This window comes from Streptomyces sp. NBC_01283 (assembly GCF_041435335.1).
GTDB lineage: Bacteria > Actinomycetota > Actinomycetes > Streptomycetales > Streptomycetaceae > Streptomyces.
In genome coordinates this window covers 3,942,360-3,966,769 of the sequence record NZ_CP108430.1, presented here as the reverse complement: position 1 = coordinate 3,966,769, position 24,410 = coordinate 3,942,360, and the positions used below count along the sequence as shown (strand labels likewise).

The 24,410-nt window shown below is 70.5% G+C and carries 18 protein-coding genes and 1 pseudogene; 13 read left to right on the top strand and 6 right to left on the bottom strand.

Translation table 11 applies throughout. The annotated features are described in order from the left end of the window. Positions 1 to 24: 24 nt before the first annotated feature. Complete coding sequence (locus OG302_RS17880) at positions 25 to 1,323, top strand: RNA polymerase sigma factor (RefSeq protein ID WP_371750154.1); 1,299 nt, start codon at positions 25 to 27, stop codon at positions 1,321 to 1,323. A 58-nt stretch (positions 1,324 to 1,381) separates the two neighbouring features. Here OG302_RS17880 and OG302_RS17875 read toward each other — a convergent pair whose 3' ends face one another. Continuing rightward, positions 1,382 to 2,620, bottom strand: coding sequence for a methyltransferase domain-containing protein (locus OG302_RS17875; RefSeq protein WP_371750153.1), 1,239 nt, complete (start codon positions 2,618 to 2,620; stop codon positions 1,382 to 1,384). A gap of 145 nt (positions 2,621 to 2,765) precedes the next feature. Here OG302_RS17875 and OG302_RS17870 point away from each other — a divergent pair, with 145 nt between their 5' ends. From OG302_RS17870 to groL, 4 genes and pseudogenes are all read left to right on the top strand, one after another. Then, positions 2,766 to 3,638, top strand: a complete 873-nt coding sequence (locus tag OG302_RS17870) for a polysaccharide deacetylase family protein (RefSeq protein WP_371527722.1) — start codon at positions 2,766 to 2,768, stop codon at positions 3,636 to 3,638. Between the two features lie 35 nt (positions 3,639 to 3,673). Beyond that, positions 3,674 to 3,787 (top strand): annotated as a pseudogene (locus OG302_RS17865) (polysaccharide deacetylase); the annotation flags it as partial. Between the two features lie 381 nt (positions 3,788 to 4,168). Beyond that, positions 4,169 to 4,477: a co-chaperone GroES gene (gene groES / locus OG302_RS17860; RefSeq protein WP_006347174.1), complete on the top strand. Its 309-nt coding sequence runs from the start codon at positions 4,169 to 4,171 to the stop codon at positions 4,475 to 4,477. 121 nt (positions 4,478 to 4,598) lie between these two features. Further along, on the top strand, positions 4,599 to 6,224 hold the full coding sequence (gene groL, locus OG302_RS17855; RefSeq protein WP_361837292.1) for a chaperonin GroEL: 1,626 nt from the start codon (positions 4,599 to 4,601) through the stop codon (positions 6,222 to 6,224). 119 nt (positions 6,225 to 6,343) lie between these two features. Here the strand turns inward: groL and OG302_RS17850 are convergent, their stop codons facing one another. Both OG302_RS17850 and OG302_RS17845 read right to left on the bottom strand, forming a co-directional pair. Beyond that, the gene (locus OG302_RS17850; protein ID WP_371527721.1) at positions 6,344 to 7,117 is read right to left on the bottom strand and encodes an SDR family NAD(P)-dependent oxidoreductase; all 774 of its coding nucleotides are present in this window, start codon (positions 7,115 to 7,117) and stop codon (positions 6,344 to 6,346) included. Between the two features lie 150 nt (positions 7,118 to 7,267). Beyond that, the gene (locus OG302_RS17845) at positions 7,268 to 7,945 is read right to left on the bottom strand and encodes an MOSC domain-containing protein (RefSeq protein WP_371527720.1); all 678 of its coding nucleotides are present in this window, start codon (positions 7,943 to 7,945) and stop codon (positions 7,268 to 7,270) included. A 79-nt stretch (positions 7,946 to 8,024) separates the two neighbouring features. Here OG302_RS17845 and OG302_RS17840 point away from each other — a divergent pair, with 79 nt between their 5' ends. Further along, the gene (locus OG302_RS17840) at positions 8,025 to 8,921 is read left to right on the top strand and encodes a LysR family transcriptional regulator (protein ID WP_371527719.1); all 897 of its coding nucleotides are present in this window, start codon (positions 8,025 to 8,027) and stop codon (positions 8,919 to 8,921) included. 22 nt (positions 8,922 to 8,943) lie between these two features. Here OG302_RS17840 and OG302_RS17835 read toward each other — a convergent pair whose 3' ends face one another. Then, positions 8,944 to 9,306 (bottom strand): WhiB family transcriptional regulator, encoded by a 363-nt coding sequence (locus tag OG302_RS17835; protein WP_371527718.1) that lies wholly within the window; start codon positions 9,304 to 9,306, stop codon positions 8,944 to 8,946. Between the two features lie 389 nt (positions 9,307 to 9,695). Here OG302_RS17835 and OG302_RS17830 point away from each other — a divergent pair, with 389 nt between their 5' ends. From OG302_RS17830 to OG302_RS17815, 4 genes are all read left to right on the top strand, one after another. Beyond that, positions 9,696 to 10,307 carry a response regulator transcription factor gene (locus OG302_RS17830; RefSeq protein WP_003948568.1) on the top strand — a complete coding sequence of 204 codons (612 nt, stop codon included), beginning with the start codon at positions 9,696 to 9,698 and terminating at the stop codon, positions 10,305 to 10,307. A 266-nt stretch (positions 10,308 to 10,573) separates the two neighbouring features. Further along, positions 10,574 to 11,149, top strand: a complete 576-nt coding sequence (locus OG302_RS17825; RefSeq protein WP_055549856.1) for a sigma-70 family RNA polymerase sigma factor — start codon at positions 10,574 to 10,576, stop codon at positions 11,147 to 11,149. Between the two features lie 152 nt (positions 11,150 to 11,301). Then, positions 11,302 to 12,807 carry an IMP dehydrogenase gene (gene guaB, locus OG302_RS17820; protein ID WP_371527717.1) on the top strand — a complete coding sequence of 502 codons (1,506 nt, stop codon included), beginning with the start codon at positions 11,302 to 11,304 and terminating at the stop codon, positions 12,805 to 12,807. Between the two features lie 159 nt (positions 12,808 to 12,966). Next, positions 12,967 to 14,091, top strand: a complete 1,125-nt coding sequence (locus OG302_RS17815) for a GuaB3 family IMP dehydrogenase-related protein (protein ID WP_371527716.1) — start codon at positions 12,967 to 12,969, stop codon at positions 14,089 to 14,091. Between the two features lie 79 nt (positions 14,092 to 14,170). Here OG302_RS17815 and OG302_RS17810 read toward each other — a convergent pair whose 3' ends face one another. Beyond that, on the bottom strand, positions 14,171 to 15,424 hold the full coding sequence (locus tag OG302_RS17810; protein ID WP_371527715.1) for a nucleotide sugar dehydrogenase: 1,254 nt from the start codon (positions 15,422 to 15,424) through the stop codon (positions 14,171 to 14,173). 239 nt (positions 15,425 to 15,663) lie between these two features. Between OG302_RS17810 and OG302_RS17805 the strand changes: the two genes are divergently transcribed. Next, positions 15,664 to 17,370: a glycerol-3-phosphate dehydrogenase/oxidase gene (locus OG302_RS17805; protein WP_371527714.1), complete on the top strand. Its 1,707-nt coding sequence runs from the start codon at positions 15,664 to 15,666 to the stop codon at positions 17,368 to 17,370. Positions 17,371 to 17,397: 27 nt separating this feature from the next. On the opposite strand, the gene OG302_RS17800 is transcribed toward OG302_RS17805, so the two are convergent. Beyond that, entirely contained in the window at positions 17,398 to 18,687 is a 1,290-nt protein-coding gene (locus OG302_RS17800) for a serine hydrolase domain-containing protein (RefSeq protein WP_371527713.1), read from the bottom strand. A 135-nt stretch (positions 18,688 to 18,822) separates the two neighbouring features. Between OG302_RS17800 and OG302_RS17795 the strand changes: the two genes are divergently transcribed. Together OG302_RS17795 and OG302_RS17790 are read left to right on the top strand one after the other, a co-directional pair. Further along, positions 18,823 to 21,045 carry a serine/threonine-protein kinase gene (locus OG302_RS17795; protein WP_371527712.1) on the top strand — a complete coding sequence of 741 codons (2,223 nt, stop codon included), beginning with the start codon at positions 18,823 to 18,825 and terminating at the stop codon, positions 21,043 to 21,045. 143 nt (positions 21,046 to 21,188) lie between these two features. Further along, on the top strand, positions 21,189 to 24,263 hold the full coding sequence (locus OG302_RS17790; RefSeq protein WP_371527711.1) for a protein kinase: 3,075 nt from the start codon (positions 21,189 to 21,191) through the stop codon (positions 24,261 to 24,263). Positions 24,264 to 24,410 lie beyond the last annotated feature (147 nt).

The window sequence follows — 24,410 nt, the reverse complement described above, 5'->3', positions numbered from 1 at the left end:
GCGGGGGTGCTCTGATGGGTGGCCGTGACGGCCCACCCCTCAGAGCCCCCGCGCGGGGCCTCCCCGGACACCCCTGACCGCGCCATCGAGACCGTCTTCCGGATAGAGTCCCCGCGCCTGATCGCGGGGGTCGCGCGGGTCGTGCGCGACGTGGGCATCGCGGAGGAGCTGGCGCAGGACGCGATGGTCGCCGCGCTGGAGCAGTGGCCGCGGACCGGCGTCCCCGACAACCCGGGCGCGTGGCTGATGACCACCGCCAAGCGCCGCGCCATCGACCTCGTACGCCGCAGGGAGCGCTACGCGCGCAAGCTGGCGGAGATGGGCCGCGACCTGGAGGTGGCGCCGCCCCACGTCGACGAGCCCGCCGATCCCGACGACATCGACGACGACCTCCTGCGCCTCGTCTTCACCGCCTGCCACCCGGTGCTCTCCGCCGAGGCCCGCATCGCGCTCACGCTGCGGCTGCTCGGCGGCCTCACGACGCCCGAGATCGCCCGCGCGATGCTGGTCCCCGAGGCGACGGTGGCCCAGCGCGTCGTGCGCGCGAAACGCACCCTCGCGGCCAGAGGCGTGCCCTTCGAAGTCCCGTACGGAGCCGAGCGCGAGGCCCGGCTCGGCTCGGTGCTCGAAGTCATCTACCTCATCTTCAACGAGGGGTACGCGGCCACGGCGGGCGACGACTGGCTGCGCCCCGCCCTGTGCGAGGACGCCCTGCGGCTGGCCCGGGTCCTTGCGGGGCTGATGCCCCGGGAGCCCGAAGTGCACGGCCTGGCAGCGCTGTTGGAGCTCCAGGCGTCCCGCTCGGCGGCGCGGACGGGGCCGAAGGGCGAGCCGGTGCTCCTCGCCGACCAGGACCGCCGCCACTGGAACCGGCCGCTGATCCGGCGTGGCTTCGCGGCGCTCGCCCGCGCGCACTCGGCGGCTCCGGGCGCGGCAGGGCCCTACGCTCTCCAGGCCGCGATCGCCGCCTGCCACGCGAACGCCTTGTCGTACGAGGACACGGACTGGCCCCGGATCGTCGCCCTGTACGAACTGCTTGCCGCCCGCACCCCGTCACCGGTGATCGAACTGAACCGCGCGGTGGCGGTGTCGATGGCCTCGGGCCCGGCGGAGGCCCTGCACCTGGTGGACGCCCTCGCCGACGAATCCGCCCTGAAGGACTACCACTTGCTGCCGAGCGTGCGGGGCGACCTGCTGCTGCGCCTCGGCCGGGCGGCGGAGGCGCGGGCGGAGTTCGAGCGGGCGGCGGGGCTCACGCGGAACGAGCGGGAGCGGGAGTTGCTGCTGGGGCGGGCGGACGGAATCAGCCCGTCCGGCGTTTGAGGACGGACTCGGCGGAGCCGGTGATCGACGGTGCCCGGGGCTTCGGCGCGGCCGGTTCTCAGCGCCCCGCCGCCACCGGCTGCCCGATCAGCATCGCCGGCGCGCCCGCCACCCGCGTCAGGAACACCGTCGCCGCGTTCTTGCCCTGCGGCTTCACCTTGCGGCGCAGTTCCTCCGGCTCCACCGCCGACCCCCGCTTCTTCACCGTCAGGATCCCGACCTCCCGCTCCCGCAGCACCGCCTTCAACTTCTTCACCCCGAAGGGGAGTTGATCGGTGATCTCGTACGCCACCGCGTACGGCGTCTCGTGCAGAGCGTCGGAGGTGACGTACGCGATGGTCTCGTCGATCAGCCCGCCCTCGACCCGCGCCGCCACCTCCGCCACCAGATGCGCACGGATGACCGCGCCGTCCGGCTCGTACAGATAGCGCCCCACAGGACGCACCTCCGGATCCGGCAGCATCGCGTCGAGCGAGGACCACAGGGAGGCGCCCGAGGGCAGCAGCGTCGCGCGGTGCGAGGACGGGGCATCCGTGCCGAACCACAGCACGGCCTCCTTCACGTCACCCCCGTCCGAGATCCACTCCGCCGCGGCATCGGCGGGAACCGCCTCGTGCGGAATGCCGGGAGCGATCTTCAGCGCCGCGTGCGGGGCCTCGCGGGCGGTTTCGACGGCCCAGGAGAGGGGCGGTGAGTAGGCCTCGGGGTCGAAGATGCGGCCCCGCCCGCCACGCCTCGCCGGGTCCACGAAGACCGCGTCGTACGCGGATGTGTCGACCTCGGTGACATCGGCCTCGCGTACCTCGATGAGGTCACCGAGTCCGAGGGCGTGCGCGTTCGCGCGGGCCACCGCGCAGGTCAGGGGGTCACGGTCGACGGCGAGGACGGCGATCCCGGCCCGGGCGAGCGCGATCGCGTCGCCGCCGATGCCGCAGCAGAGGTCGGCGACACCGCGTACGCCGAGCGCCCGGAAGCTCTCGGCGCGGTGCACGGCCACACTCGTACGGGTTGCCTGTTCGACGCCGTTCGGCGTGAAGAACATCCGCCCCGCGTCATCGGCGCCGAACTTCGCCACCGCCCGCCGCCGCAGCCGCGCCTGTGCGAGCACCGCCGTGACCAGCTCCGCCGGGTGGTCGCGGCGCAGGCGGGTGGCGACGGCCAGCTCCCGGGCCGGATCGGCCTCCCGCACCTCGTCGAGGTCGAGCAGGGACCGGCCTTCGGGGGTGAGCAGCGCGGAGAACGAGGTCAGGGGGGTCGGGGCAGTCGGATCACGGTCGAGGTCGTTCACCCGGTCCATTGTGGGCCAGTCGGTGGATGGTGCGGGCCCGGCGGCGGTGTCGGCCCCGCGGCGGGCCCGTGAGCTGCAAAGATCCGGCGCCATGCAACTAGTAAGACAAAACGATAAATTCGGTCCAAGACGGAAGGGTCGGGTGAGGGGGCGGATGCGGGCCGGGGTGGCCGCGCTCGTCGTGGCCGCGATCGCCTCCGGCTGCGCCTCGGGCTCCGACGGCGGGGCGAACCCCGCCCCCGGCCAGCAGCGCCTGGACGCGCCGCCCGCCCGCGCCCTCGACTCCTACGCCCAGAAGCTCCGCGTCGCCCAGGTGGCCCGCGCCGCCGCCGCGAAGCGCTGGGGCCTGGCGAAGCCCCCGCTGGCCGCGCCGGCCGCACCGGCCAAGAAGCCGAGGATCACCACCCGCAAGGGGTTCGAGGTCAAGGGGCAGGCGGCGCTGCCGCCGGTCTTCACGACCGTCCCGACCAAGAAGAAGGTCGTCTTCCTGACCATCGACGACGGCGCCGAGAAGGACCCGGCGCTGCTCAAGATGATGAGCGAGCTGCAGATCCCGTACACCGCGTTCCTCAGTGACTACCTGGTCAAGGAGGACTACGGCTACTTCAAGAAGATGCAGGCCCGGGGCGTCTCGCTGAACAACCACACCCTCAACCACCGCTACCTGCCGGGGCTTTCGTACGCGGGCCAGCGCCGCGAGATCTGCGGCATGCAGAACGTCATCCAGAAGCGCTACGGCAAGCGGCCCGAGCTCTTCCGCCCGCCCTACGGCAACTACAACGAGGACACGCTGCGGGCCGCCAAGTCCTGCGGGGTCAAGGCCGTGCCGCTGTGGGCGTCCGAGGCCTTCGCGGACCACATGGAGTGGCGCGAGTGGGACCGGGACCTGCACCCCGGCGACATCATCCTCACGCACTTCCGGGGGCGCGAGGACTGGAAGGGGACGATGCCCGACATGGTCCGCAAGGTCATGAAGACGGTCACCGACAAGGGGTACGCGGTGGCCAGGCTGGAGGACTACCTGTGACCGGGCGGGCGCGGGCGCGGCGGTCCCTTGTCGGCATGCTCGCGGCAGGCGTGCTCGCGCCCGCACTGCTCACGGGGTGCGCGCAGTCGGTGGACCCGATCGAGAGGCTGGGGAGGAAGGCGGCCGAGAAGGTCCCGACGCGCAAGCCGGCACCGTCGCCCAGCTGCGCCCACCTCGCCGGGCCACGGAAAACGGATCGGTACGAGGCGACGGAGACGGAACCCGCGAGCGAGGGGAAGCGTTGCCCCGTAGGGCGCGAGGGCTCCTCCGTGGCCCCACCTGAGGGGCGCGAGGGCTCCGTCGCGTCCCCATCCGAGGGCTCTTCCACATCCCCCTCCGGATAAGACCCGCGTCAGCGAATTAGCAGTCCGCTTGACCGAGTGCTAATCGTCGTCCTAGTGTCAACCCTGGCACTCACCACTGGAGAGTGCCAACAGCGACGGGCAGGTCCGGCACCCGCGACGACGGATCCACCTGGTCGCCACCCCAGACTGTTAACCCCGTAGATCTCCGAAGGGGGAGACCGGATCGTGACGACCGCCAGCTCCAAGGTTGCCATCAAGCCGCTCGAGGACCGCATTGTGGTCCAGCCGCTCGACGCCGAGCAGACCACGGCCTCTGGCCTGGTCATTCCGGACACCGCGAAGGAGAAGCCCCAGGAGGGTGCTGTCCTCGCCGTGGGTCCGGGCCGCTTCGAGAACGGTGAGCGCCTGCCGCTCGACGTGAAGGTCGGCGATGTCGTGCTGTACAGCAAGTACGGCGGCACCGAGGTGAAGTACAACGGCGACGAGTACCTCGTCCTCTCGGCTCGCGACGTGCTCGCGATCGTCGAGAAGTAATTCACCTGCTTCACCAGTATTGCTTTTGAGTTGCGCCCCTGGTCACCCCGCTGCTGATTGCCGGGCGGCGAGGGGCGCAGTTCGTTTGAACCCGATTTTTCGAGAGGGCTGAACCGCTCCCATGGCGAAGATCCTGAAGTTCGACGAGGACGCCCGTCGCGCCCTCGAGCGCGGCGTCAACAAGCTTGCCGACACGGTCAAGGTGACGATCGGCCCCCGCGGCCGCAACGTCGTCATCGACAAGAAGTTCGGCGCTCCCACCATCACCAACGACGGCGTCACCATCGCCCGCGAGGTCGAGGTCGAGGACCCGTACGAGAACCTCGGCGCGCAGCTCGTCAAGGAGGTGGCGACCAAGACCAACGACATCGCGGGTGACGGCACCACCACCGCGACGGTCCTCGCCCAGGCCCTGGTCAAGGAAGGCCTGCGCAACGTAGCCGCCGGCGCCTCCCCGGCCGCCCTGAAGAAGGGCATCGACGCCGCCGTCAAGGCCGTGTCTGAGGAGCTCCTCTCCACCGCGCGCCCGATCGACGACAAGGCCGACATCGCGGCCGTCGCCGGTCTGTCGGCCCAGGACCCGCAGGTCGGCGAGCTCATCGCCGAGGCGATGGACAAGGTCGGCAAGGACGGTGTCATCACCGTCGAGGAGTCCAACACCTTCGGTCTGGAGCTCGACTTCACCGAGGGCATGGCCTTCGACAAGGGCTACCTGTCCCCGTACATGGTGTCCGACCAGGAGCGTATGGAGGCCGTCCTCGACGACCCGTACATCCTGATCCACCAGGGCAAGATCTCCTCGATCCAGGACCTGCTCCCGCTGCTCGAGAAGGTCATCCAGACCAACGCCTCGAAGCCGCTCCTGATCATCGCCGAGGACGTCGAGGGCGAGGCCCTGTCGACCCTGGTCGTGAACAAGATCCGCGGCACCTTCAACGCCGTCGCGGTGAAGGCCCCCGGCTTCGGCGACCGTCGCAAGGCCATGCTCGGTGACCTCGCCACCCTCACCGGCGGCACCGTCATCGCCGAAGAGGTCGGCCTCAAGCTCGACCAGGTCGGCCTGGACGTGCTCGGCACCGCCCGCCGCGTGACCATCACCAAGGACGACACCACCGTCGTCGACGGCGGCGGCGACGCCTCCGAGGTGCAGGGCCGCGTCAACCAGATCAAGGCCGAGATCGAGGCCACGGACTCCGACTGGGACCGCGAGAAGCTCCAGGAGCGCCTCGCGAAGCTGGCCGGCGGCGTGTGCGTCATCAAGGTCGGCGCCGCCACCGAGGTGGAGCTCAAGGAGAAGAAGCACCGTCTGGAGGACGCCATCTCCGCGACCCGCGCCGCGGTCGAGGAGGGCATCGTCTCCGGTGGTGGCTCCGCTCTGGTGCACGCCGTCAAGGTCCTCGAGGGCAACCTCGGCAAGGAGGGCGACGAGGCCACCGGTGTCGCCGTCGTCCGCCGCGCCGCCGTCGAGCCGCTGCGCTGGATCGCCGAGAACGCCGGCCTCGAGGGCTACGTCATCACCTCGAAGGTCGCCGAGCTCGACAAGGGCTTCGGCTTCAACGCCGCGACCGGCGAGTACGGCGACCTGGTGAAGGCCGGCGTCATCGACCCGGTCAAGGTCACCCGCTCCGCCCTGGAGAACGCCGCGTCCATCGCGTCGCTGCTCCTCACGACCGAGACCCTGGTCGTCGAGAAGCCGGCCGAGGACGAGGCCGACGCCGGGGGCCACGGCCACGGTCACTCGCACTGACCCGCTGCCGCTGAGCTGAACCGAGGCCCGGCGCCCCCATCTGGGGGCGCCGGGCCTCGGCGCGTTCTCGGATGCTCGCCCGCCGGGTCCGGTTCCCGCGCCCCTTGAGGGGTGTCTCTCTACTGCGGGCCGTACTTCCTGCCCGTACGTGACGTCACCCCGCCGAGCAGCGCCCTCGGCGTCACCTTCACCACTCCCATCAGCGCCTTGTAGCGCGGGTCCGGGATGGACAGGGACTTGCCGCGCGCCAGGTCGTCCAGCGCTGCCGCGACCAGCTTGTCCGCGTCGAGCCACATCCACTTGGGGATGTTCGACGTCCCCATCCCGGCGCGCTCGTGGAACTCGGTCCGTACGAATCCGGGACACAGAGCCATCAGCCGCACCCCGGAGCCGGCCAGATCCTTGGCCGCGCCCTGCGTGAACTGCACGACCCACGCCTTCGACGCGCCGTACGTCCCGCGTGGCACGAACGCCGCCACCGACGCGACGTTGACGACGCCACCGCGTCCCCGCTCCCGCATCGACGCCGTCGCCGCCGACGTCAGCCGGAGCACCGCCTCGCAGTGCACCTTGAGCATCGTCAGCTCGTCCTCGATGGGCACCTCCAGATACTGGCCCTTGTTGCCGAAACCGGCGTTGTTCACCAGCAGGTCCACCGCGTTCCTGCGGTCCGAGAGCCGCTTCTCGACGGCGGCGATCCCCTCGTCGGTCGCGAGATCCGCGGTCAGCACCTCCGCCTCGATGCCGTGCCGGTCGTGCAGTTCGGTCGCCTGCTCCCGCAGCCGCTCGGTGTTCCGTGCCACCAGGATCAGGTTGTGGCCGTCACCGGCGAGCCGCCTGGCGAAGGCCGCGCCGATACCGGCGGTCGATCCCGTAATCAGAGCCGTAGTCATGGCCCAAGGCTAGTGAGATCCAGTGACCGCTGTGTTCCCCGGATGGCCTCCCGGCCTGCTGTCCTTCCGCCACGACTCTCCGGCCCACATCGCCGACCGCGCTGCGCCGACCGCCCGTCCCGCCGCCAAGTCGCCTCTCCCGACCGCCCGTTACGACACCCGCGAGCCGTACTTCTCCGCGTACTTCCGCGCCGCGTCGATCGACTCGGGGTGCAGCGCGGCACCGGCGGCGAGCAGGCTCGGCAGCAGGTGCCGCTCCGTCGTCACGGCCCGGAACTGGAGGGCGACGGTGACGTCGTGCGCCGGCCGGTGCGCGATCTCGATCGCGTCCCCGCCACGGATCTCGCCCGGTTCGATCACCCGCAGATAGGCGCCCGGAACGCCCTGTCGCGTGTAGCGCTTGACCCACTTCGTCTCGCCGAGATGGCCCTGGAACGTCTGACAGGGAATGCGGCCCGACGTCACCTCCAGGAGCAGATCGGGGCCGACGCGCCAGCGCTCGCCGATCTTCGCGCCGCTCACGTCGAGGCCGGACGTCGTGAGGTTCTCGCCGAAGGAGCCATGGGGCAGCGGACGGCCGAGCAGCCGTTCCCATGCGTCGAGGTCCTCGCGCGCGTAGGCGTACACCGCCTGGTCGTCGCCGCCGTGGTGCCGCAGGTCGCAGACCTCGTCCCCGGCCACCCCGCTGCCGGCGACACCCTTCGCGCCGGGAGCCTCCACCCGTACGGCCCCCTCGGCGGGCTGTTTGTCGATGCCGGTGCCGCCGGACGGGGCGTCGGTGTACTCCACGGCCTTGTACCGGCCCAGATTCACGGAAAGGAGCTTCATGACGGAAGGCTAGGCGAGCCCACCCAAAGCGTCGACGCATTATTGGGCGTATGACCCAAGCGTCACTTATGCTTGCGTCATGATCGAGGCCCGTCATCTCCGTGTCCTGCGTGCGGTCGCCGCCACCGGCTCCTTCTCCGCCGCGGCGCGCGAGCTCGGCTGCACCCAGCCCGCCGTCAGTCAGCAGATGAAGGCGCTCGAAGCCTCCGCGGGCACGACACTGCTGATCCGCACGGGCCGCGAGATGCGCCTCACCCAGGCGGGCGAGGCCCTGGTCCGGCACGCTGCCGGGATCCTGGCGGGACTGACGGCCGCCGAGGAGGAGGTCGCCGCGATCGCGGGCCTGCGGGCAGGCCGCGTCCGCCTCGTCTCCTTCCCCAGCGGCAGCTCGACGCTGGTGCCGAGCGCGCTGGCCGCCCTGCGCGCGGCGCACCCCGGCACCCGGGTCTCGCTCGTGGAGGCCGAACCGCCGCGCTCGGTCGAGATGCTGCGCGAGGGCGACTGCGACGTGGCGCTCGCCTTCCGCTACGACGGCGCGTCCGCCGCCGAGGAGTGGGACGACCTGGTCGTGCGGCCCCTTCTCGCCGACCGGCTCGTCGGTCTCGTGCCCGAGGGGCACCGGCTCGCCAAGGCGGAGTCGGTCGCCATCGGGGAGTTGGCCGACGAGCCGTGGATCGCGGGCTGTCCGCGCTGTCGCAGGCAGCTGGTCGAGGTCTGCGAAGGGGCGGGTTTCGTGCCCCGCATCGATTTCGCGACCGACGACTATCCGGCGGTGATCGGTCTGGTCGGCGCGGGCCTGGGGGTCGCGGTGCTGCCCGAGCTCGCCATCGAGTCCGTACGCCCCAAAGGTGCACGCACAGTGACGGTGGAGCCTGCCGTCCAGCGCGAGATCGTCGCGCTCACCCTGCCGGATCTGGCGCAGGTTCCCGCGGTGGCAGCCACGCTGGACCACCTCGCGCGCGCCGCGGAGCGCTGAGCGCTTCCGAAGAAACGTTCCTTCAGGTGTGCGTGACCATGCCGCCGCTTGAAGCCCTGGCCGCGGCCGATGCCGACGCCGAGGGTGCTGTGGTCGTGACGAGGCGGTTGCGGGCGCGGCCCATGAGTTCCTCGCGTTCGTCCTCGGTGAGCCCGCCCCACACGCCGTACGGCTCCCGTACCGCGAGGGCGTGAGCGGCGCACTCCGCGCGTACCGGACACCTCATGCAGACCTCCTTGGCGGAGTTCTCACGCGCGCTGCGTGCCGCGCCCCGCTCGCCCTCGGGGTGGAAGAAGAGCGAGCTGTCGACCCCGCGGCAGGCCGCGAGGAGCTGCCAGTCCCAGAGATCAGCGTTCGGTCCGGGAAGGCGGGAGAAATCTGCCATTGCTTGTCTCCTGGTAGCCGTTCTGCGCGGATACGGTGCCCACGACCGTACATCTACTGTCTAAGGAGATGAAAATATGACTCATTGGAAAATCTAGCCACAGACACCAGCAAAAGGGAAGGAAGAGGGCTAAATGGGGCATGGGTTGTGATGAAAGGTTGAGGGTCTCTTGCGCTGCCTGCTCTGTGTCCGCGCCCTCACGTAGAGTGCCGAACGTGGCTGACCGCCCCGTAACTCTTTCGGGTGACCGTCGTTGAGAGTGCGAGGCGGTTGAAAGAACAAGCGCTCGGGCAGATGTCCGAGAGCGTCAACCGCACAGGTGACGAATATGTACCAGCCTGGAGGCTCAAGGTGACGCGCAGCAGCTGTGAGAGCCGCGGAGGACAGTCATGACATCCGTCCTCGTCTGCGACGACTCCCCGCTTGCCCGAGAGGCGCTCCGCCGCGCGGTCGCGACCGTGCCCGGCGTCGAGCGCGTGACGACAGCGGCCAACGGCGAGGAAGTCCTACGCCGCTGGGGCGCCGACCGCTCGGACCTGATTCTGATGGACGTACGCATGCCCGGTCTGGGCGGCGTGGAGACGGTCCGGCGGCTGCTGTCCGCCGACCCCGGTGCGCGCATCATCATGCTCACCGTGGCCGAGGACCTGGACGGTGTCGCGCTCGCGGTCGCCGCCGGTGCCCGGGGCTATCTGCACAAGGACGCCTCGCGTGCCGAACTGCGCGCGACCGTCACGCAGGCGCTCGCCGACCCGACGTGGCGACTGGCTCCGCGCAGACTGCGCTCGGCCGAGATGGGCGCGGCGCCCACCCTCACCGCGCGGGAGATCCAGGTGCTCGAGGGCATGAGTCACGGCCGGTCGAACGCCGAGATCGGACGTGAGCTTTTTCTCTCCGAGGACACGGTCAAGACCCACGCCCGGCGACTCTTCAAGAAGCTCGGCGCCTCGGACCGCGCGCACGCCGTGGCGCTCGGTTTCCGCTGGGGCCTGGTCCGATAGGTGTGCCGCCGTGCGGGCACGGCGATCCCCGCTCGCCGCGTGGTGGGCGGGGTGACGGACGCCCGTCGCTCCCTCTCGCGGGAGCGGTTGCCGTTGCTTCGCCGCCGATGCCGCATCCTTGAGGTGTGGAGTTCCTCGGGGACAGGTCGGTCGAGCGGGAGGGGAGGGCGCACGAGATGAGTTCCGGCGCACCTGCTCATAACGCTTCGGTGCACAACTACGGACGTGGTGCCACGGATCAATCAGCGCCAAGGCACCATGGACCGATGCGCGATGACAAGACGACGGTGATCGGTGCCCTCGTCCTTCGCGCGGTCGAGGGTGACGAGCAGGCGACGCACGACCTGCTGGCTCATGTGCACCCCCTGGCGCTGCGGTACTGCCGCACCAGACTCTCCCGACTGCCCGGTGACGCGCGGCACTTCGTGGAGGACCTGGCACAGGAAGTGTGTGTCGCGGTCCTTCTCGCACTGCCGCGCTACAAGGACACGGGACGTCCCTTCGAGGCGTTCGTCTTCGCGATCGCCGCGCACAAGGTCGCCGACCTGCAGCGCGCGGCGATGCGCCATCCCGGATCCACGGCGGTGCCGTCGGACGAGATGCCCGAGCGGCCCGACGACTCCCTCGGCCCCGAGGAGCGCGCGCTGCTCAGCAGCGACGCCGAATGGGCCAAGAAGCTCATGGCCAACCTTCCGGAGAACCAGCGCGAGCTGCTGCTCCTGAGGATCGCGGTCGGGCTCACGGCCGAGGAGACCGGGCAGATGCTGGGCATGTCCCCGGGGGCGGTGCGAGTCGCGCAGCATCGCGCGTTGAGTCGTCTGCGGGCACTGGCCGAGCAGTAACGATCACCAGGCGCTCACTGATCGACTTCGGTGTCCGTTCATGACGTACGAACGTACAAACCTGGTCGATGATCTTGATCGTGGAATGAGACACCCTCTGTTCCCGTTAGCATGGACATCCGCACCGATCAAGGCCATTTGGGGAAGGTGTCATGACTGCAAACGTCGACGGAGTGCCCGAGAAATTCGCGACGCTCGGGCTGACCTACGACGACGTGCTGTTGCTGCCCGGTGCGTCGGAGGTCCTCCCGAACGCGGTCGACACCTCGTCCCGCATCTCCCGCAACGTCCACGTGAACATTCCGCTGCTCTCGGCGGCGATGGACAAGGTCACCGAGGCCCGCATGGCCATCGCCATGGCGCGGCAGGGCGGCGTCGGCGTACTGCACCGCAATCTGTCGATCGAGGACCAGGTCAACCAGGTCGACCTCGTGAAGCGCTCCGAGTCCGGCATGGTGACCGACCCGATCACCGTGAACCCGGACGCGACGCTGGCGGAGGCCGACGCGCTGTGTGCCAAGTTCCGCATCAGCGGCGTCCCGGTGACCGACCCGGCGGGCAAGCTGCTCGGCATCGTCACCAACCGCGACATGGCCTTCGAGAACGACCGCAGCCGTCAGGTGCGCGAGGTCATGACCCCCATGCCGCTCGTGACCGGCAAGGTCGGGATCAGCGGTGTGGACGCCATGGAGCTCCTCCGCCGCCACAAGATCGAGAAGCTGCCGCTCGTCGACGACGCGGGGGTCCTCAAGGGCCTCATCACGGTCAAGGACTTCAAGAAGGCCGAGCAGTACCCGAACGCCGCCAAGGACGCCGAAGGCCGTCTCCTCGTCGGTGCCGCCGTCGGTGCCAGCCCCGAGGCGCTAGAGCGCTCGCAGGCGCTGGCCGCCGCCGGGGTCGACTTCCTGATCGTCGACACCTCGCACGGGCACAACAGCAACGCCCTGAGCTGGATGTCGAAGATCAAGTCGGGCGTGGGCGTCGACGTCATCGGCGGCAACGTCGCGACGCGCGACGGCGCGCAGGCGCTCATCGACGCCGGTGTCGACGGCGTCAAGGTCGGTGTCGGACCGGGTTCCATCTGCACCACGCGCGTGGTCGCCGGAATCGGCGTCCCGCAGGTCACCGCCATCTACGAGGCGGCCGTCGCGGCACGCGCCGCCGGTGTCCCGGTCATCGGCGACGGCGGCCTCCAGTACTCCGGTGACATCGGCAAGGCGCTGGCCGCCGGCGCCGACACCGTGATGCTCGGCTCGCTGCTCGCGGGCTGCGAGGAGTCGCCGGGTGAGCTGATGTTCATCAACGGCAAGCAGTTCAAGTCCTACCGAGGCATGGGTTCGCTCGGTGCCATGCAGGGCCGTGGCCAGGGACGTTCGTACTCGAAGGACCGCTACTTCCAGGCAGAGGTCTCCTCGGACGACAAGCTCGTGCCCGAGGGCATCGAGGGCCAGGTGCCCTACCGCGGCCCGCTGGCCAACGTGCTGCACCAGCTCGTCGGCGGCCTGCGCCAGACGATGGGCTACGTGGGTGCCGCCTCCGTCGACGAGATGGAGTCCAAGGGCCGCTTCGTGCGCATCACCTCCGCGGGCCTCAAGGAGAGCCACCCGCACGACATCCAGATGACGGTCGAGGCGCCGAACTACACGAACAAGCGCTGACTGTCTCAGGCCGAGAGGCGCTGACGGCGTTCCACGCGCGCGAAGGGGGCGGCTCCGGATTCCCGGGGCCGCCCCCTTCGCGCGCGTCGGGGATACTGGAGCGGCAGACCGAGTGCCGAAGAAGTGCGAAGTACCGAAGAAAGCTGAAGGGCCACCCACGTGACTGAGATCGAGATCGGGCGCGGCAAGCGCGGCCGCCGCGCGTACGCCTTCGACGACATCGCCGTCGTGCCGAGCCGTCGTACCCGCGACCCGAAGGAGGTCTCGATCGCCTGGCAGATCGACGCCTACCGCTTCGAGCTGCCCTTCCTGGCCGCGCCGATGGACTCGGTCGTCTCGCCGCAGACCGCGATCCGCATCGGTGAGCTGGGTGGACTCGGCGTACTGAACCTCGAGGGCCTGTGGACGCGGTACGAGGACCCGCAGCCGCTGCTCGACGAGATCGCGGAGCTGGACACCGACAACGCGACCCGCCGCCTCCAGGAGATCTACGCCGCGCCGATCAAGGCCGACCTGATCGGGCAGCGCATCAAGGAGGTGCGCGACTCCGGTGTGGTCACCGCCGCCGCGCTCTCGCCGCAGCGCACCGCCGAGTTCTCCAAGGCGGTCGTCGACGCCGGCGTCGACATCTTCGTCATCCGCGGCACCACCGTCTCCGCCGAGCACGTCTCCGGTGCCGCCGAGCCGCTCAACCTCAAGCAGTTCATCTACGAGCTCGACGTGCCGGTGATCGTCGGCGGCTGCGCCACGTACACCGCCGCGCTGCACCTGATGCGGACGGGCGCCGCCGGTGTCCTCGTCGGCTTCGGCGGTGGCGCCGCGCACACCACGCGCAACGTCCTGGGCATCCAGGTGCCGATGGCCACCGCCGTCGCGGACGTCGCGGCCGCCCGCCGTGACTACATGGACGAGTCCGGCGGCCGGTACGTGCACGTCATCGCCGACGGCGGCGTGGGCTGGTCCGGCGACCTGCCCAAGGCCATCGCCTGCGGTGCCGACGCGGTGATGGTGGGCTCGCCGCTGGCGCGTGCCACGGACGCGCCCGGCAAGGGCCACCACTGGGGCATGGAGGCCGTCCACGAGGACGTGCCGCGCGGCAAGCGCGTCGACCTCGGTGTGGTCGGGACGACGGAGGAGATCCTCACGGGTCCCTCGCACATTCCGGACGGCTCGATGAACTTCTTCGGGGCGCTGCGCCGCGCGATGGCGACGACGGGCTACAGCGAGCTCAAGGAGTTCCAGCGCGTCGAGGTGACGGTCGCGGACTCGCAGCACAAGCGCTGATCGCCTGCTTCTCAAGAAGGGTCCCGGTACTTCTACCGGGGCCCTTCTTGCGTGTGTCAGAGGCGGTGTCTTGCGCGCGTCAGAGGCGGTGGGCCGCGCCCGCCGGGGTGGCGCCGCGGGTGTCGAGCAGCAGTTGGGCCTTCACGGCGAGACCTTGCAGGTCGTACGTGCGGTGGTGCTGGAGCAGGATCGTGAGGTCGGCGTCGGCCGCGGCCTCATAGAGGGAGTCCGCGCGGGGCACGGGGTGGCCGAGCACGCTCCAGTTGGGGACGTAGGGGTCGTGGTAGCTGATGGAGGCGCCCATCTCCATCAGGCGTGTCGCGACCTCCTGGGCGGGGGCGCCCTGCTGATCGGCGAGGTCGGGCTTGTAGGTGACGCCGAGGAGCAGGACGCGGGCGCCGCGGGCGGACTTGCCGTGTTCGTTGAGCAGGGTCGCCGAGCGCTGGATCACGTAGCGGGGCATGCGGTCGTTGACCTGCTGGGCCAGTTCGACCATGCGCAGGGGGCGGGCGCCGCGGCCGGGGCCCGGGATGTCCAGGGGGACTCCGTGGCCGCCCACGCCGGGTCCCGGCCGGAAGGCCTGGAAGCCGAAGGGCTTGGTCTCCGCGCAGCGGATCACGTCCCACAGGTCGATGCTCAGGTCGTGGCAGAGCACGGCCATCTCATTGACCAGGGCCATGTTCACGTGCCGGTAGTTGGTCTCCAGGAGGTGCACGGTCTCGGCCTCGCGTGGGCCACGCGCGCGTACGACCTTGTCGGTGAGGCGGCCGTAGAAGGCCGCCGCCGATTCGGTGCAGGCCGGGGTGAGGCCGCCGATGACCTTGGGGGTGCCTGCGTAGCCGTGGCTGCGGTTGCCCGGGTCGAGGCGGCCGGGCGAGTGCGCGAGGTGGAAGTCGCGGCCCGCGCGCAGGCCCGAGCCCTCTTCGAGGATGGGGCGCAGGAATTCCTCCGTGGTTCCGGGGTAAACGGGTGACTCGAGGATCACCGTGGTGTGCGGGCGCAGTCGCGCGGCCAGGGCGCGGGCGGCTTCGGCCACCTGGCTCAGGTCGAGGCTGCGGTCGGCTGCCGGAGGAGTGGGAGCGCAGATGACCGCGGTGCGGACCCGGCCGAGTTCCACCGGATCGGTGGTCGGCCGGAAGCCCCCCGAGAGCATCCGGCGGACTTCGGCGGCGGTGAGGGTTCCCTCGGCGCCGTCGCAGGGCAGGCGTCCGCTTGCCAGGTCGACGGCGCGGACGGGGTCGTAGCCGATGGTGGCGATGCCGCCGGTGACGGCGGCCTGGGCGAGGGGCAGGCCGAGGTGGCCGAGACCGATGACGGCGAGATCTGCGGGCATGGCGGTGGGCCGTCCTCCCAATAGCCGGAGCGGGACGAGCGCGCAAGCCCTGTGGACAAAGTGGACCAGCGCAATGTCAGACTAGGAGTAAATATGACCGTTATGCGGCATTGTCCTGTGTCAGGCGTCGGAGTGTTGGCCGCGCGTTGTCCACAGGCGGCGGATGAACTCAGCGGACCTGACCAGAATCTGGGCATGATGTGAGCGCGACCACACCCGACAGCTAACGGGAGGCAGCGGTGAGGACAGCGACCTTGGGACCGGCGGAGCGTGCCGAGTCACTTGCGGGAATGGCCGAGCGGGAGCTGGATGTCCTGGTCGTGGGTGCGGGAGTGGTCGGTGCGGGCACCGCACTGGACGCCGTGACCCGCGGCCTGTCCACCGGCCTGGTAGAGGCGCGGGACTGGGCGTCGGGCACGTCGAGCCGGTCCAGCAAGCTGATCCACGGCGGCCTGCGCTATCTGGAGATGCTCGACTTCGCGCTCGTGCGGGAGGCGCTGAAGGAGCGCGGCCTGCTCCTGGAGCGGATCGCACCGCACCTCGTGAAGCCGGTGCCGTTCCTGTATCCCTTGCAGCACAAGGGCTGGGAGCGGATCTACGCCGGATCGGGCGTCGCGTTGTACGACGCCATGTCCATGTCGCGAGGACACGGCCGCGGCCTGCCCATGCACCGCCACCTGACCCGGCGTCATGCCCTGCGTGTCGCCCCGTGTCTGAAGAAGGACGCACTGGTCGGGGCGATGCAGTACTACGACGCGCAGATGGATGACGCGCGCTATGTGGCGACCCTGGTGCGCACGGCGGCGGCGTACGGCGCGAAGGTCGCCAACCGGGCGCGGGTGACGGGCTTCCTGCGCGAGGGCGAACGAGTCGTCGGCGCCCGGGTGCAGGACGTGGAGGGCGGCGGGGAGTACGAGGTCCGGGCCAAACAGGTGGTCAACGCGACCGGTGTGTGGACGGACGACACACAGGCGATGGTCGGGGAACGTGGACAATTCCACGTCAGGGCCTCCAAGGGCATCCACCTGGTCGTGCCGAAGGACCGCATCAACTCGACGAGCGGGCTGATCCTGCGGACGGAGAAGAGCGTCCTCTTCGTCATTCCGTGGGGGCGGCACTGGATCGTGGGGACGACCGACACCGACTGGGACCTGGACAAGGCGCATCCGGCGGCGTCCAGCGCCGACATCGACTATCTCCTCGAACATGTGAACTCGGTGCTCGCGGTGCCCCTTTCCCGCGACGACGTCCAAGGGGTGTACGCAGGACTCAGGCCGCTGCTCGCCGGTGAGTCGGACGCCACCAGCAAGCTGTCGCGCGAGCACACGGTGGCGCATCCGGCACCGGGCCTCGTGGTCATCGCGGGCGGCAAGTACACGACGTACCGGGTGATGGCGAAGGACGCGGTGGACGAGGCGGTGCACGGCCTCGACCAACGGGTCGCCGACTGCGTCACCGAGGACATCCCGCTGGTCGGCGCCGAGGGGTACAAGGCGCTGTGGAACGCGCGCGCCAGGATCGCCGCCCGCACCGGGCTTCATGTGGTGCGCGTGGAGCACCTGTTGAACCGGTACGGCTCACTGGCGGAAGAGGTCCTCGCCCTCGTCACGGCCGATCCCACGCTGGGCGAGCCGCTGCCCGCCGCGGACGACTATCTGCGCGCCGAGATCGTCTATGCCGCGTCGCACGAGGGGGCACGGCACCTGGACGACGTGCTGACCCGGCGCACGCGCATCTCGATCGAGACGTTCGACCGGGGCACGCGCAGCGCGCGGGTGTGCGCGGAGCTGATGGCCTCGGTCCTCGGCTGGGACAAGGATCAGGTGGAGAGGGAGGTTCAGCATTACGAGAAGCGGGTGGAGGCGGAGCGGGAGTCGCAGCGGCAGCCGGACGACCTGACGGCGGACGCGGCGAGGCTGGGGGCGCCGGACATCGTGCCGCTCTAGCGCCGGAGGCGCGACAGTGCGTGGGCGCTACGGGCAGAACTCGGAAGTCAGGAGTGTCCGTTCGAGGGCCGGGTCCGCCATCTCGTCCGTGTTGACCCGGAAGGTGAGGACGCGATCGCCGTCGCGGGTGGCGGCGGTGCGCACGTAGCTTCCGGCCATGCGGCCGTTGTGGCCCCAGACCGTGTTTCCGCAGGGCAGCTTCTGCGGGTAGAGGCCCATGCCGTAGTGGCCCTCCGCGGCGCGGGTGTCGAGCATCTGGCGGAGCTGGGGCGCGGGGAGCAGCCGGCCGGCGAGGAGGGCGGCGTAGTAGCGGTCCAGGTCGGTGAGCGTGGAGATCAGCTCACCGGCGGCACCCGCGACGCCCGGGTTGAGGGCGGTGACGTCCCGGCCCTGACTCGTGTACGCGCGGCCGTGCGGTGACGGGAGCGTGGTGCGGGTGCCGGGGAAGGAAGTGCCGGACAGGCGAAGGGGGGTGATGATGCGGCGTGCGGTCTCGGTGGCGTACGAGCGGCCGGTGACCTGCTTGATCACCATGCCGAGGACGACGTAGTTGGTGTTGGAGTAGGACCAGCGGCCGGGCGTGGTCGCGGGGAGGTCGAGGGCGGTGCGGACCGCTTCCGACGGACTGAGGGGGACGAGGCCTTTGGTGGCGGTGGTGTAGTCCGCGAGACCGCTGGTGTGGGTGAGCAGGGCGCGCAGGGTGAGGGTGCGGCCGTCCAGGCTTTTGCTGTCCTTGCTGTCCTTGCTGTCCTTGGTGTGGATGAGGCCGGGCAGGTGGCGTTCCACGGGGTCGGACAGGGACAGACGGTGTTCGGCGGCGAGTTGGAGGACGACCGTCGCGATGAACGTCTTGGTGATGCTGCCCGCGCGGAAGTGGTCGGTGCGGCGGATGCGGGTGGCGGCGGCGTTGTCGGCGTCGGCGTCGGTGTTGCGTGCGCCGGAGGGGCTGTCCGCGGCAGTGCTGGAGATGGTGTTCGTATTGGTTGCGATGTCAGATCCGGGGTCGGTGTCGGGTGTTGGGTTTATGTCCGTGGGTGGGGTGGTGTCGTCGGTTGTGGGCTGGGTGACGTGGGCGAAGTGCCAGAGGGGTCGTTGGGCCGCCTGTCGGTCCCGTTGGGCGGCCGGGGCTCCGGGTTCGGCCGTTGACCAGGGGGCTTCGCGCGCCAACAGAGCGGCGGCGGGGGCCTTGCCTCGGGTGACGAGCAACGGAAGAGTGGCGTCCGTGGCCGGTTTCCCGGCCGGCGGCGCACTGGCGGAAGTCAGGCCGATGAGGGCCACCGCAAGGGGTATGGCCAGCAGTGTCCGTGAATGGGGCATGGTGGTCCCTCCTTGTGCGGAGCCCATCATGAGGGACGTTGGACCCTGGGCGTAGACCGGTCCCCGAGTAAGGGACAATGGAGGCTCTGTCAGGGCGGGTTGCGCGGGTAGCAGCGGTAGCAGCAGAGGGGACGCATGTCGGACGCGGAGAAGACGGGTCAGTCCCGTCAGGACAAGAGCGAACGTCTCCTCTCCGGGCGCTACCGGCTGGGCGAAGTGCTCGGCCGCGGCGGAATGGGAACCGTCTGGCGCGCCAAGGACGAGACACTCGGCCGTACGGTCGCGGTGAAGGAACTGCGCTTTCCGTCGAGCATCGACGAGGAAGAGAAGCGCCGGCTCATCACGCGTACGTTGCGTGAGGCCAAGGCGATCGCGCGGATCCGCAACACCAGTGCGGTGACGGTGTACGACGTGGTCGACGAGGACGACCGCCCCTGGATCGTGATGGAACTGGTCGAGGGCAAGTCGCTCGCCGAGGCCATCCGTGAGGACGGACTGCTCACGCCGAGGCGTGCGGCCGAGGTCGGGCTCGCGGTGCTCGACGTACTGCGGTCCGCGCACCGCGAGGGGATCCTGCACCGTGACGTGAAGCCGTCGAACGTGCTGATCGCCGAGGACGGGCGGGTCGTTCTCACGGACTTCGGCATCGCGCAGGTCGAGGGCGACCCGTCGATCACGTCCACCGGCATGCTCGTCGGCGCGCCCTCGTACATCTCGCCGGAGCGGGCGCGCGGGCACAAGCCGGGTCCGGCGGCCGACCTGTGGTCGCTCGGCGGTCTGCTGTACGCGGCGGTGGAAGGCGTGCCTCCGTACGACAAGGGGTCGGCGATCGCGACCCTTACCGCGGTCATGACGGAGGACGTCGAACAGCCGACGAACGCCGGGCCGTTGGAGAAGGTCATCTATGGCCTGCTTGCCAAGGACCCCGAGCAGCGGCTCGACGACGCGGGGGCGCGGGCGCTCCTGATCGACGTGATTCACGCGCCGGAGGCCAAGGACGAGCCGGAGCCGATAGACGCGACGAAGGTCGTGCCGTTGCCTCCGGTGCCGCCGATGTCCGGGGCGGGCAAGCGGTTCGGCAAGGGCAAGGGTGGCTCTGGCCGTGCGGGTGCGGCTGCCGGCGGCGCTGCTGGGGCTGCTGGTTCGGCGGGTACGGCTGAGCCTGCCGGGTCCTCCGCGGACTCCGGCCGTAAGGGCGAGGACGCCTCCGAGCGGCTGAAGGGTGCGCTCCGGTCGGTGCGGAAGGCCGCGGCTGCGGCCACCGCGCGGGGTGCGGGTGCAGGTGCGGGGGCCGGGACCGCGGCTTCCGGTTCTGCTTCGCCCTCCGGTTCCGGTTCTGTTGCCGGTTCCGGCTCGGGTTCCGGGGCAGTGGCGGAGAAGCCTTCGCGTTCCGGGACGGCTGGAGGAGCTGCTGGCTCTGCCGCCGCCGGTGCGGCTGGTGCCGCTTCCGCTTCCGCTTCTGCTCCTGCGACTGCTTCCGGTTCAGGCTCAGGCTCACGCTCTGGCTCTGGTTCCGGGGATGCGCGTACTCGGCCGGTCTCGGCGTCGCCGCCGTCGGCTACGCCTCCCAAGGCCTCGCTCACCGATGTGGTGCCCCGGCGGACGCTCGTGATCTTCTCCTTGGCCCTCGCGATCGCGGTGCTGGGTACCGTGCTCGCGTTCGCGCTGAGCGACGGGGACGACAGCGACGGGCGGGACAGCAAGAACGGCGGCGACAAGAGCGCCTCCAGCGGGACGACCGCGGGCAACGGCGAGAAGGAGAAAGAGAAGGAGAAGGGCGCCGGGCAGGACGGCGGTGCCGAGAAGGGCAAGGGCAAGGACGACGCGGAAGCGAGTGCGGGGTCGAGCCCCGGTGCGGGCGAGGGCGGCGACCCGAGCGAGAGCGGCGACGGGGGTGACGACGACTCCGGCAAGAAGCCGGAAGACGGTGTCGAGTCGACGTACAAGCACTCCCAGGGCTTCTCCGTGGGCCTGCCCAAGGGCTGGAAGTACCAGACCACGGCCCTCGCGGGCGCGCGTTTCTCCGGTCCTGACGGACAGAAGCTGCTGATCGGCTGGACCACCACCCCCAAGTCGGACCCCGTGAGCGACTGGAAGAAGCAGGAGTCGGGCATGGTCCGGCCGCAGTACAAGCGGATCCGGATAGAGAAGGCCGACTTCCGTGGCTGGAACACGGCCGACTGGGAGTTCACGTACGTCGACGGCGGCACGAAGTACCGCTCGATAGACCGTGGGTTCGTCGTCAACGACCACTTGGGCTACGGAATGATGTACACGGCCAAGGCGGGCAAGTGGGGCAGCGACGAGCGCAAGGACACGTGGCAGACCCTCACGAAGTCGTTCGAGCCGAAGAAGTAGCGGCGGACCGGGGTCGGTGAGATCTCGCATCCCCTCAATGTGGTTTGCCTCCGGCACGTATCGTGAGTGCTTGCGGACCGTACGCAGCCACAACAAGGCGTAAGGCGAACGGAATTGACCACCGTGCGGACGGGGGAGGCGTCGTGGACGAATACGCGGGGCGGGTTCTCGCCGACCGCTATCGCCTGCCGCTGCCTCCCGCGGACGAGTACGAACTCGCGGAGACGCGGGCCTTCGACACGTACAGCGGGCAGGAAGTCCTGGTCAGGCAGGTGCCGTTACCTGAGGTCGTCGACGCGGAAGTACTTGAGCTCGATGAGCGTGATCTCCCGGAAGGGGAGCTTCCGGCCGGGTTCGTGAGCGCGGGGGCGGTGCGGCGGCCGTCGGCGCGTACGACGCGGAGGCCTTCGGACCCCGCGGTGCGCCGCGCGATAGAGGCGGCGCAGGCCGCCGCGCAGATTCCCGACCACCCGCGGCTCGACCAGGTCTTCGACGTGTTCGCCGAGGGGGGCTCGCTGTGGATAGTCAGCGAGTTGGTGGCGGCGAGGCCGCTGGCCGCGCTGCTCGCGGACCGGCCGCTGAGCCCCTACCGGGCGGCGGAGGTCGCGTCGGACGTGGTCACGGCGTTGCGGGTGCTGCACGCGCATGGCTGGGTCCACCGGAACATCACCGCTCGCACGGTCCTGGTCTGCGAGGACGGCCGGGTGGTCCTCACTGGCCTCGCGGCGGGCGCGGCGGAAGAGGCGCTGTGCGGGTACGACCCTCGGCCCGAGGAGTTTCTCGCGGGGTTCGAGAGTGGGGGCGGCACCGAGGCGGATGCCGATGTCGGGGCTGCCGCTGATGCCGAGGCTGGACCCGATGCGAGTGAGTCCGACGAGGCCTATGGGGCCAACGAGGGCTACGAGAGCTATGAGGTCGAGGAATCTGGCGGGTCGCGCGGGCACGCCGCGATCGAGGCTGCCCCGGCCCCGCCGACCCCAGAGCCCGGAAGTGACGCGCGGTCGGCACGGACCAGTGCCATAGCCGCGTATCGCGCCGGGACGCGGGCCGCGGCGCGGGTGAGCGAGGCCGAGGGGCGCCGGGATCCGGCGTCACGGGGCGGCGCGGAGGTGCCGGGCCCCAGGGGCGGCGGTTCGGCGGGGGCCGAGGGGGCCGAGGGGTGCGAAGGGTACGAGGGGTACGACGAGGAAGGGGCGCGCGGGTACGGCGCGGAGCAGCGGAGCGGTGGAGCCGAAGCCGAGGCTGCCGGGCGGATCCTGGATCCGTACGGGGTCGCGGGTACGAAGCCGTGGCACGGGGCGGTGCCGAGAAGCGGGGGAGCGGGAGCTTCGGACCCCGGAGCGCCTGGTGCCGGTGCTGCGTACGGTCGCGGGCCCGCCGCCGCGTCGGGCCGCAGTGGACCCGGGCCCGGGTTCGACCCCGCGTACGACCCCGCCTCCCGTCAGGACGTCCCGAGCCCCGGTGTGCAGGGCCGGTCCGACTCACGTCACGACATGCCGCGCGGCGGTCGGCAGAGCGGGCCCGCGTCGAGCCAGAGCGCGCCTGGCTCCGCGGTCAGCCGAGGCGGGACGGGGGCCCACCTCACCCCTGCCCTCAGTCCCCACAGCCCCAGCACCAAAACCCCCAACCCCAACCCCAACCCCAACCCCAACCCCCCGGCCCCCCCAGCATCATCCGGCCACAGCTACTGGGACGCCCTCGTCGCCGAGCGGAGTGGGGTGCGGCGGGGGCCCGCCACCGCTCTGGCCGCGGAGCGGGCCCGGCATGCCCGGATGACCGTGGTCGGAGGGGTGACCGAGCGGTGGGCGCCCGAGCAGGCGGGGCCCGTGCACGAGAACTGGCAGCTGGCCCCGCCCATCGGGCCCGCCACCGACCTCTGGGCGCTGGGCGCCCTGTTGTTCCGGGCCGTGCAGGGCCACGCGCCCTACCCGGAGGAAAGCACCTTCGAGCTCGTCCAGATGGTGTGCGCCGAACCGCCCGCCTTCGCGGAGGAGTGCGGGCCGCTCCGGCCCGTCGTCGAGTCCTTGCTGCGGCAGGACCCCACCGAGCGGCTCGACATCGAGGAACTGAGCGGCTGGCTGCGGTCGCTGGTGCGCTCGGCACCCGAGCCGGAGGCCGGGGCGAACGTCGTGCCCGCGCCGCCGTTCGACGCCAGGCGGCTGCCTGTCGTACGCCGTCGCGGCGAGATCGTACGGCGTAAGAAGCGGCGCGCCTCCGCGCCCGCCGTCGCCCCCGCCCCGAACTCCCGGAAGAACGGGCGCCGCAAGCACAAGCACAAGCGCGGGCGGGAAGCCGGGCCGACAGCCGCCGCGCCCATGCGAACAGAGGCCCCGGGGCCGGAGGCGCCGCGGACAGAGTCCATATGGGCAGAGTCGATGCGAACCGAGCGCATGGGTTCGGAGTCCAGGCGGGCAGCATCCGTGCCCGGCCGGTCAGCTCCCATGTCCGAAAGGGCAGTCTCGTCGCGCGGGCCCAAGCGGAGCGGGACGGGACGGCCACGTTCCCTGGGGCGCCTCCTGCTCATCGCCATCCTGATCGGGCTCGTCGCGGCAGTCGCGTACGCCATGCTCTTCATGCCCAAGTCGGGTGAGAACAAGGGCAGTGAGCGCGCCGGCTCCGCGGGGGATCCCGGCACCAGCCAGGCGCCCGACCCCGGCCGCAGCTCCAGTGCCCGGCCCAGCGAGGACGGCAGGTCCGGTGAGCCCAGCGGGAAGCCGGAGAAGAGCCCCGGCTCGGAGAAGCCGCAGACCAGCGGGCCCGAGGTGCCGCAGGGCTTTACGCTCCGCAAGGACGCCGAGGGCTTCCGGGTCGCCGTCGCCAGCGGCTGGGACCGGCAGCCCAAGAACGGCCGGGGCCAGGTCGTCTACAAGAAGGGCGACTTCGAACTCATCGTCGTGCCGGGGCGGGACGGCACGGACGAGTACGGCAGTGACCCCATGAAGTACCAGCGTGAGCACGAGCGGGAGCTGCAGCCGTTCCGCGACTCGACCTGGGCGGTGTCCTCCGGGATGCGCAGGATCGACGTGGGCGGCCGGATCATGGGTGAGGGGCAGTTCACCTGGCAGGGTTCGGGAGGTGGTGACATCTTCGTACGCAATCTTGCGATGATCGTCGGCGGGAAGTATCACGTCGTGCAGATCCGGGGGCCGGAATCCGAGCGTGACAAAGTGGACCGCCTCTATGAGCAGGCCTCCTCGACATATCAGGTCACCGATTGAGCATCGCCCAGAGTTCACAGTCCGTCACTCGTCGCTTATCAGTCATCATGTTTCTCTTCGGGCGCGGTAATTGACTGCTCCTGACCGTTGTTCCGTGGTGTTCCTCGACCGCGGGAACGGCCCGGCGTCGTTGCGTCGCGCGTCACA

Excerpts from the sequence above, each read along its gene's own strand:
- OG302_RS17850 (WP_371527721.1), bottom strand. The coding sequence starts at position 7,117 with ATGACTACGGCTCTGATTACGGGATCGACCGCCGGTATCGGCGCGGCC.
- OG302_RS17825 (WP_055549856.1), top strand. The coding sequence starts at position 10,574 with ATGCGCGATGACAAGACGACGGTGATCGGTGCCCTCGTCCTTCGCGCG.
- OG302_RS17830 (WP_003948568.1), top strand. The coding sequence starts at position 9,696 with ATGACATCCGTCCTCGTCTGCGACGACTCCCCGCTTGCCCGAGAGGCG.
- OG302_RS17870 (WP_371527722.1), top strand. The coding sequence starts at position 2,766 with ATGCGGGCCGGGGTGGCCGCGCTCGTCGTGGCCGCGATCGCCTCCGGC.
- OG302_RS17835 (WP_371527718.1), bottom strand. The coding sequence starts at position 9,306 with ATGGCAGATTTCTCCCGCCTTCCCGGACCGAACGCTGATCTCTGGGAC.
- guaB (WP_371527717.1), top strand. The coding sequence starts at position 11,302 with ATGACTGCAAACGTCGACGGAGTGCCCGAGAAATTCGCGACGCTCGGG.
- OG302_RS17795 (WP_371527712.1), top strand. The coding sequence starts at position 18,823 with ATGTCGGACGCGGAGAAGACGGGTCAGTCCCGTCAGGACAAGAGCGAA.
- OG302_RS17840 (WP_371527719.1), top strand. The coding sequence starts at position 8,025 with ATGATCGAGGCCCGTCATCTCCGTGTCCTGCGTGCGGTCGCCGCCACC.
- OG302_RS17875 (WP_371750153.1), bottom strand. The coding sequence starts at position 2,620 with ATGGACCGGGTGAACGACCTCGACCGTGATCCGACTGCCCCGACCCCC.
- OG302_RS17810 (WP_371527715.1), bottom strand. The coding sequence starts at position 15,424 with ATGCCCGCAGATCTCGCCGTCATCGGTCTCGGCCACCTCGGCCTGCCC.
- OG302_RS17845 (WP_371527720.1), bottom strand. The coding sequence starts at position 7,945 with ATGAAGCTCCTTTCCGTGAATCTGGGCCGGTACAAGGCCGTGGAGTAC.
- groL (WP_361837292.1), top strand. The coding sequence starts at position 4,599 with ATGGCGAAGATCCTGAAGTTCGACGAGGACGCCCGTCGCGCCCTCGAG.
- OG302_RS17800 (WP_371527713.1), bottom strand. The coding sequence starts at position 18,687 with ATGCCCCATTCACGGACACTGCTGGCCATACCCCTTGCGGTGGCCCTC.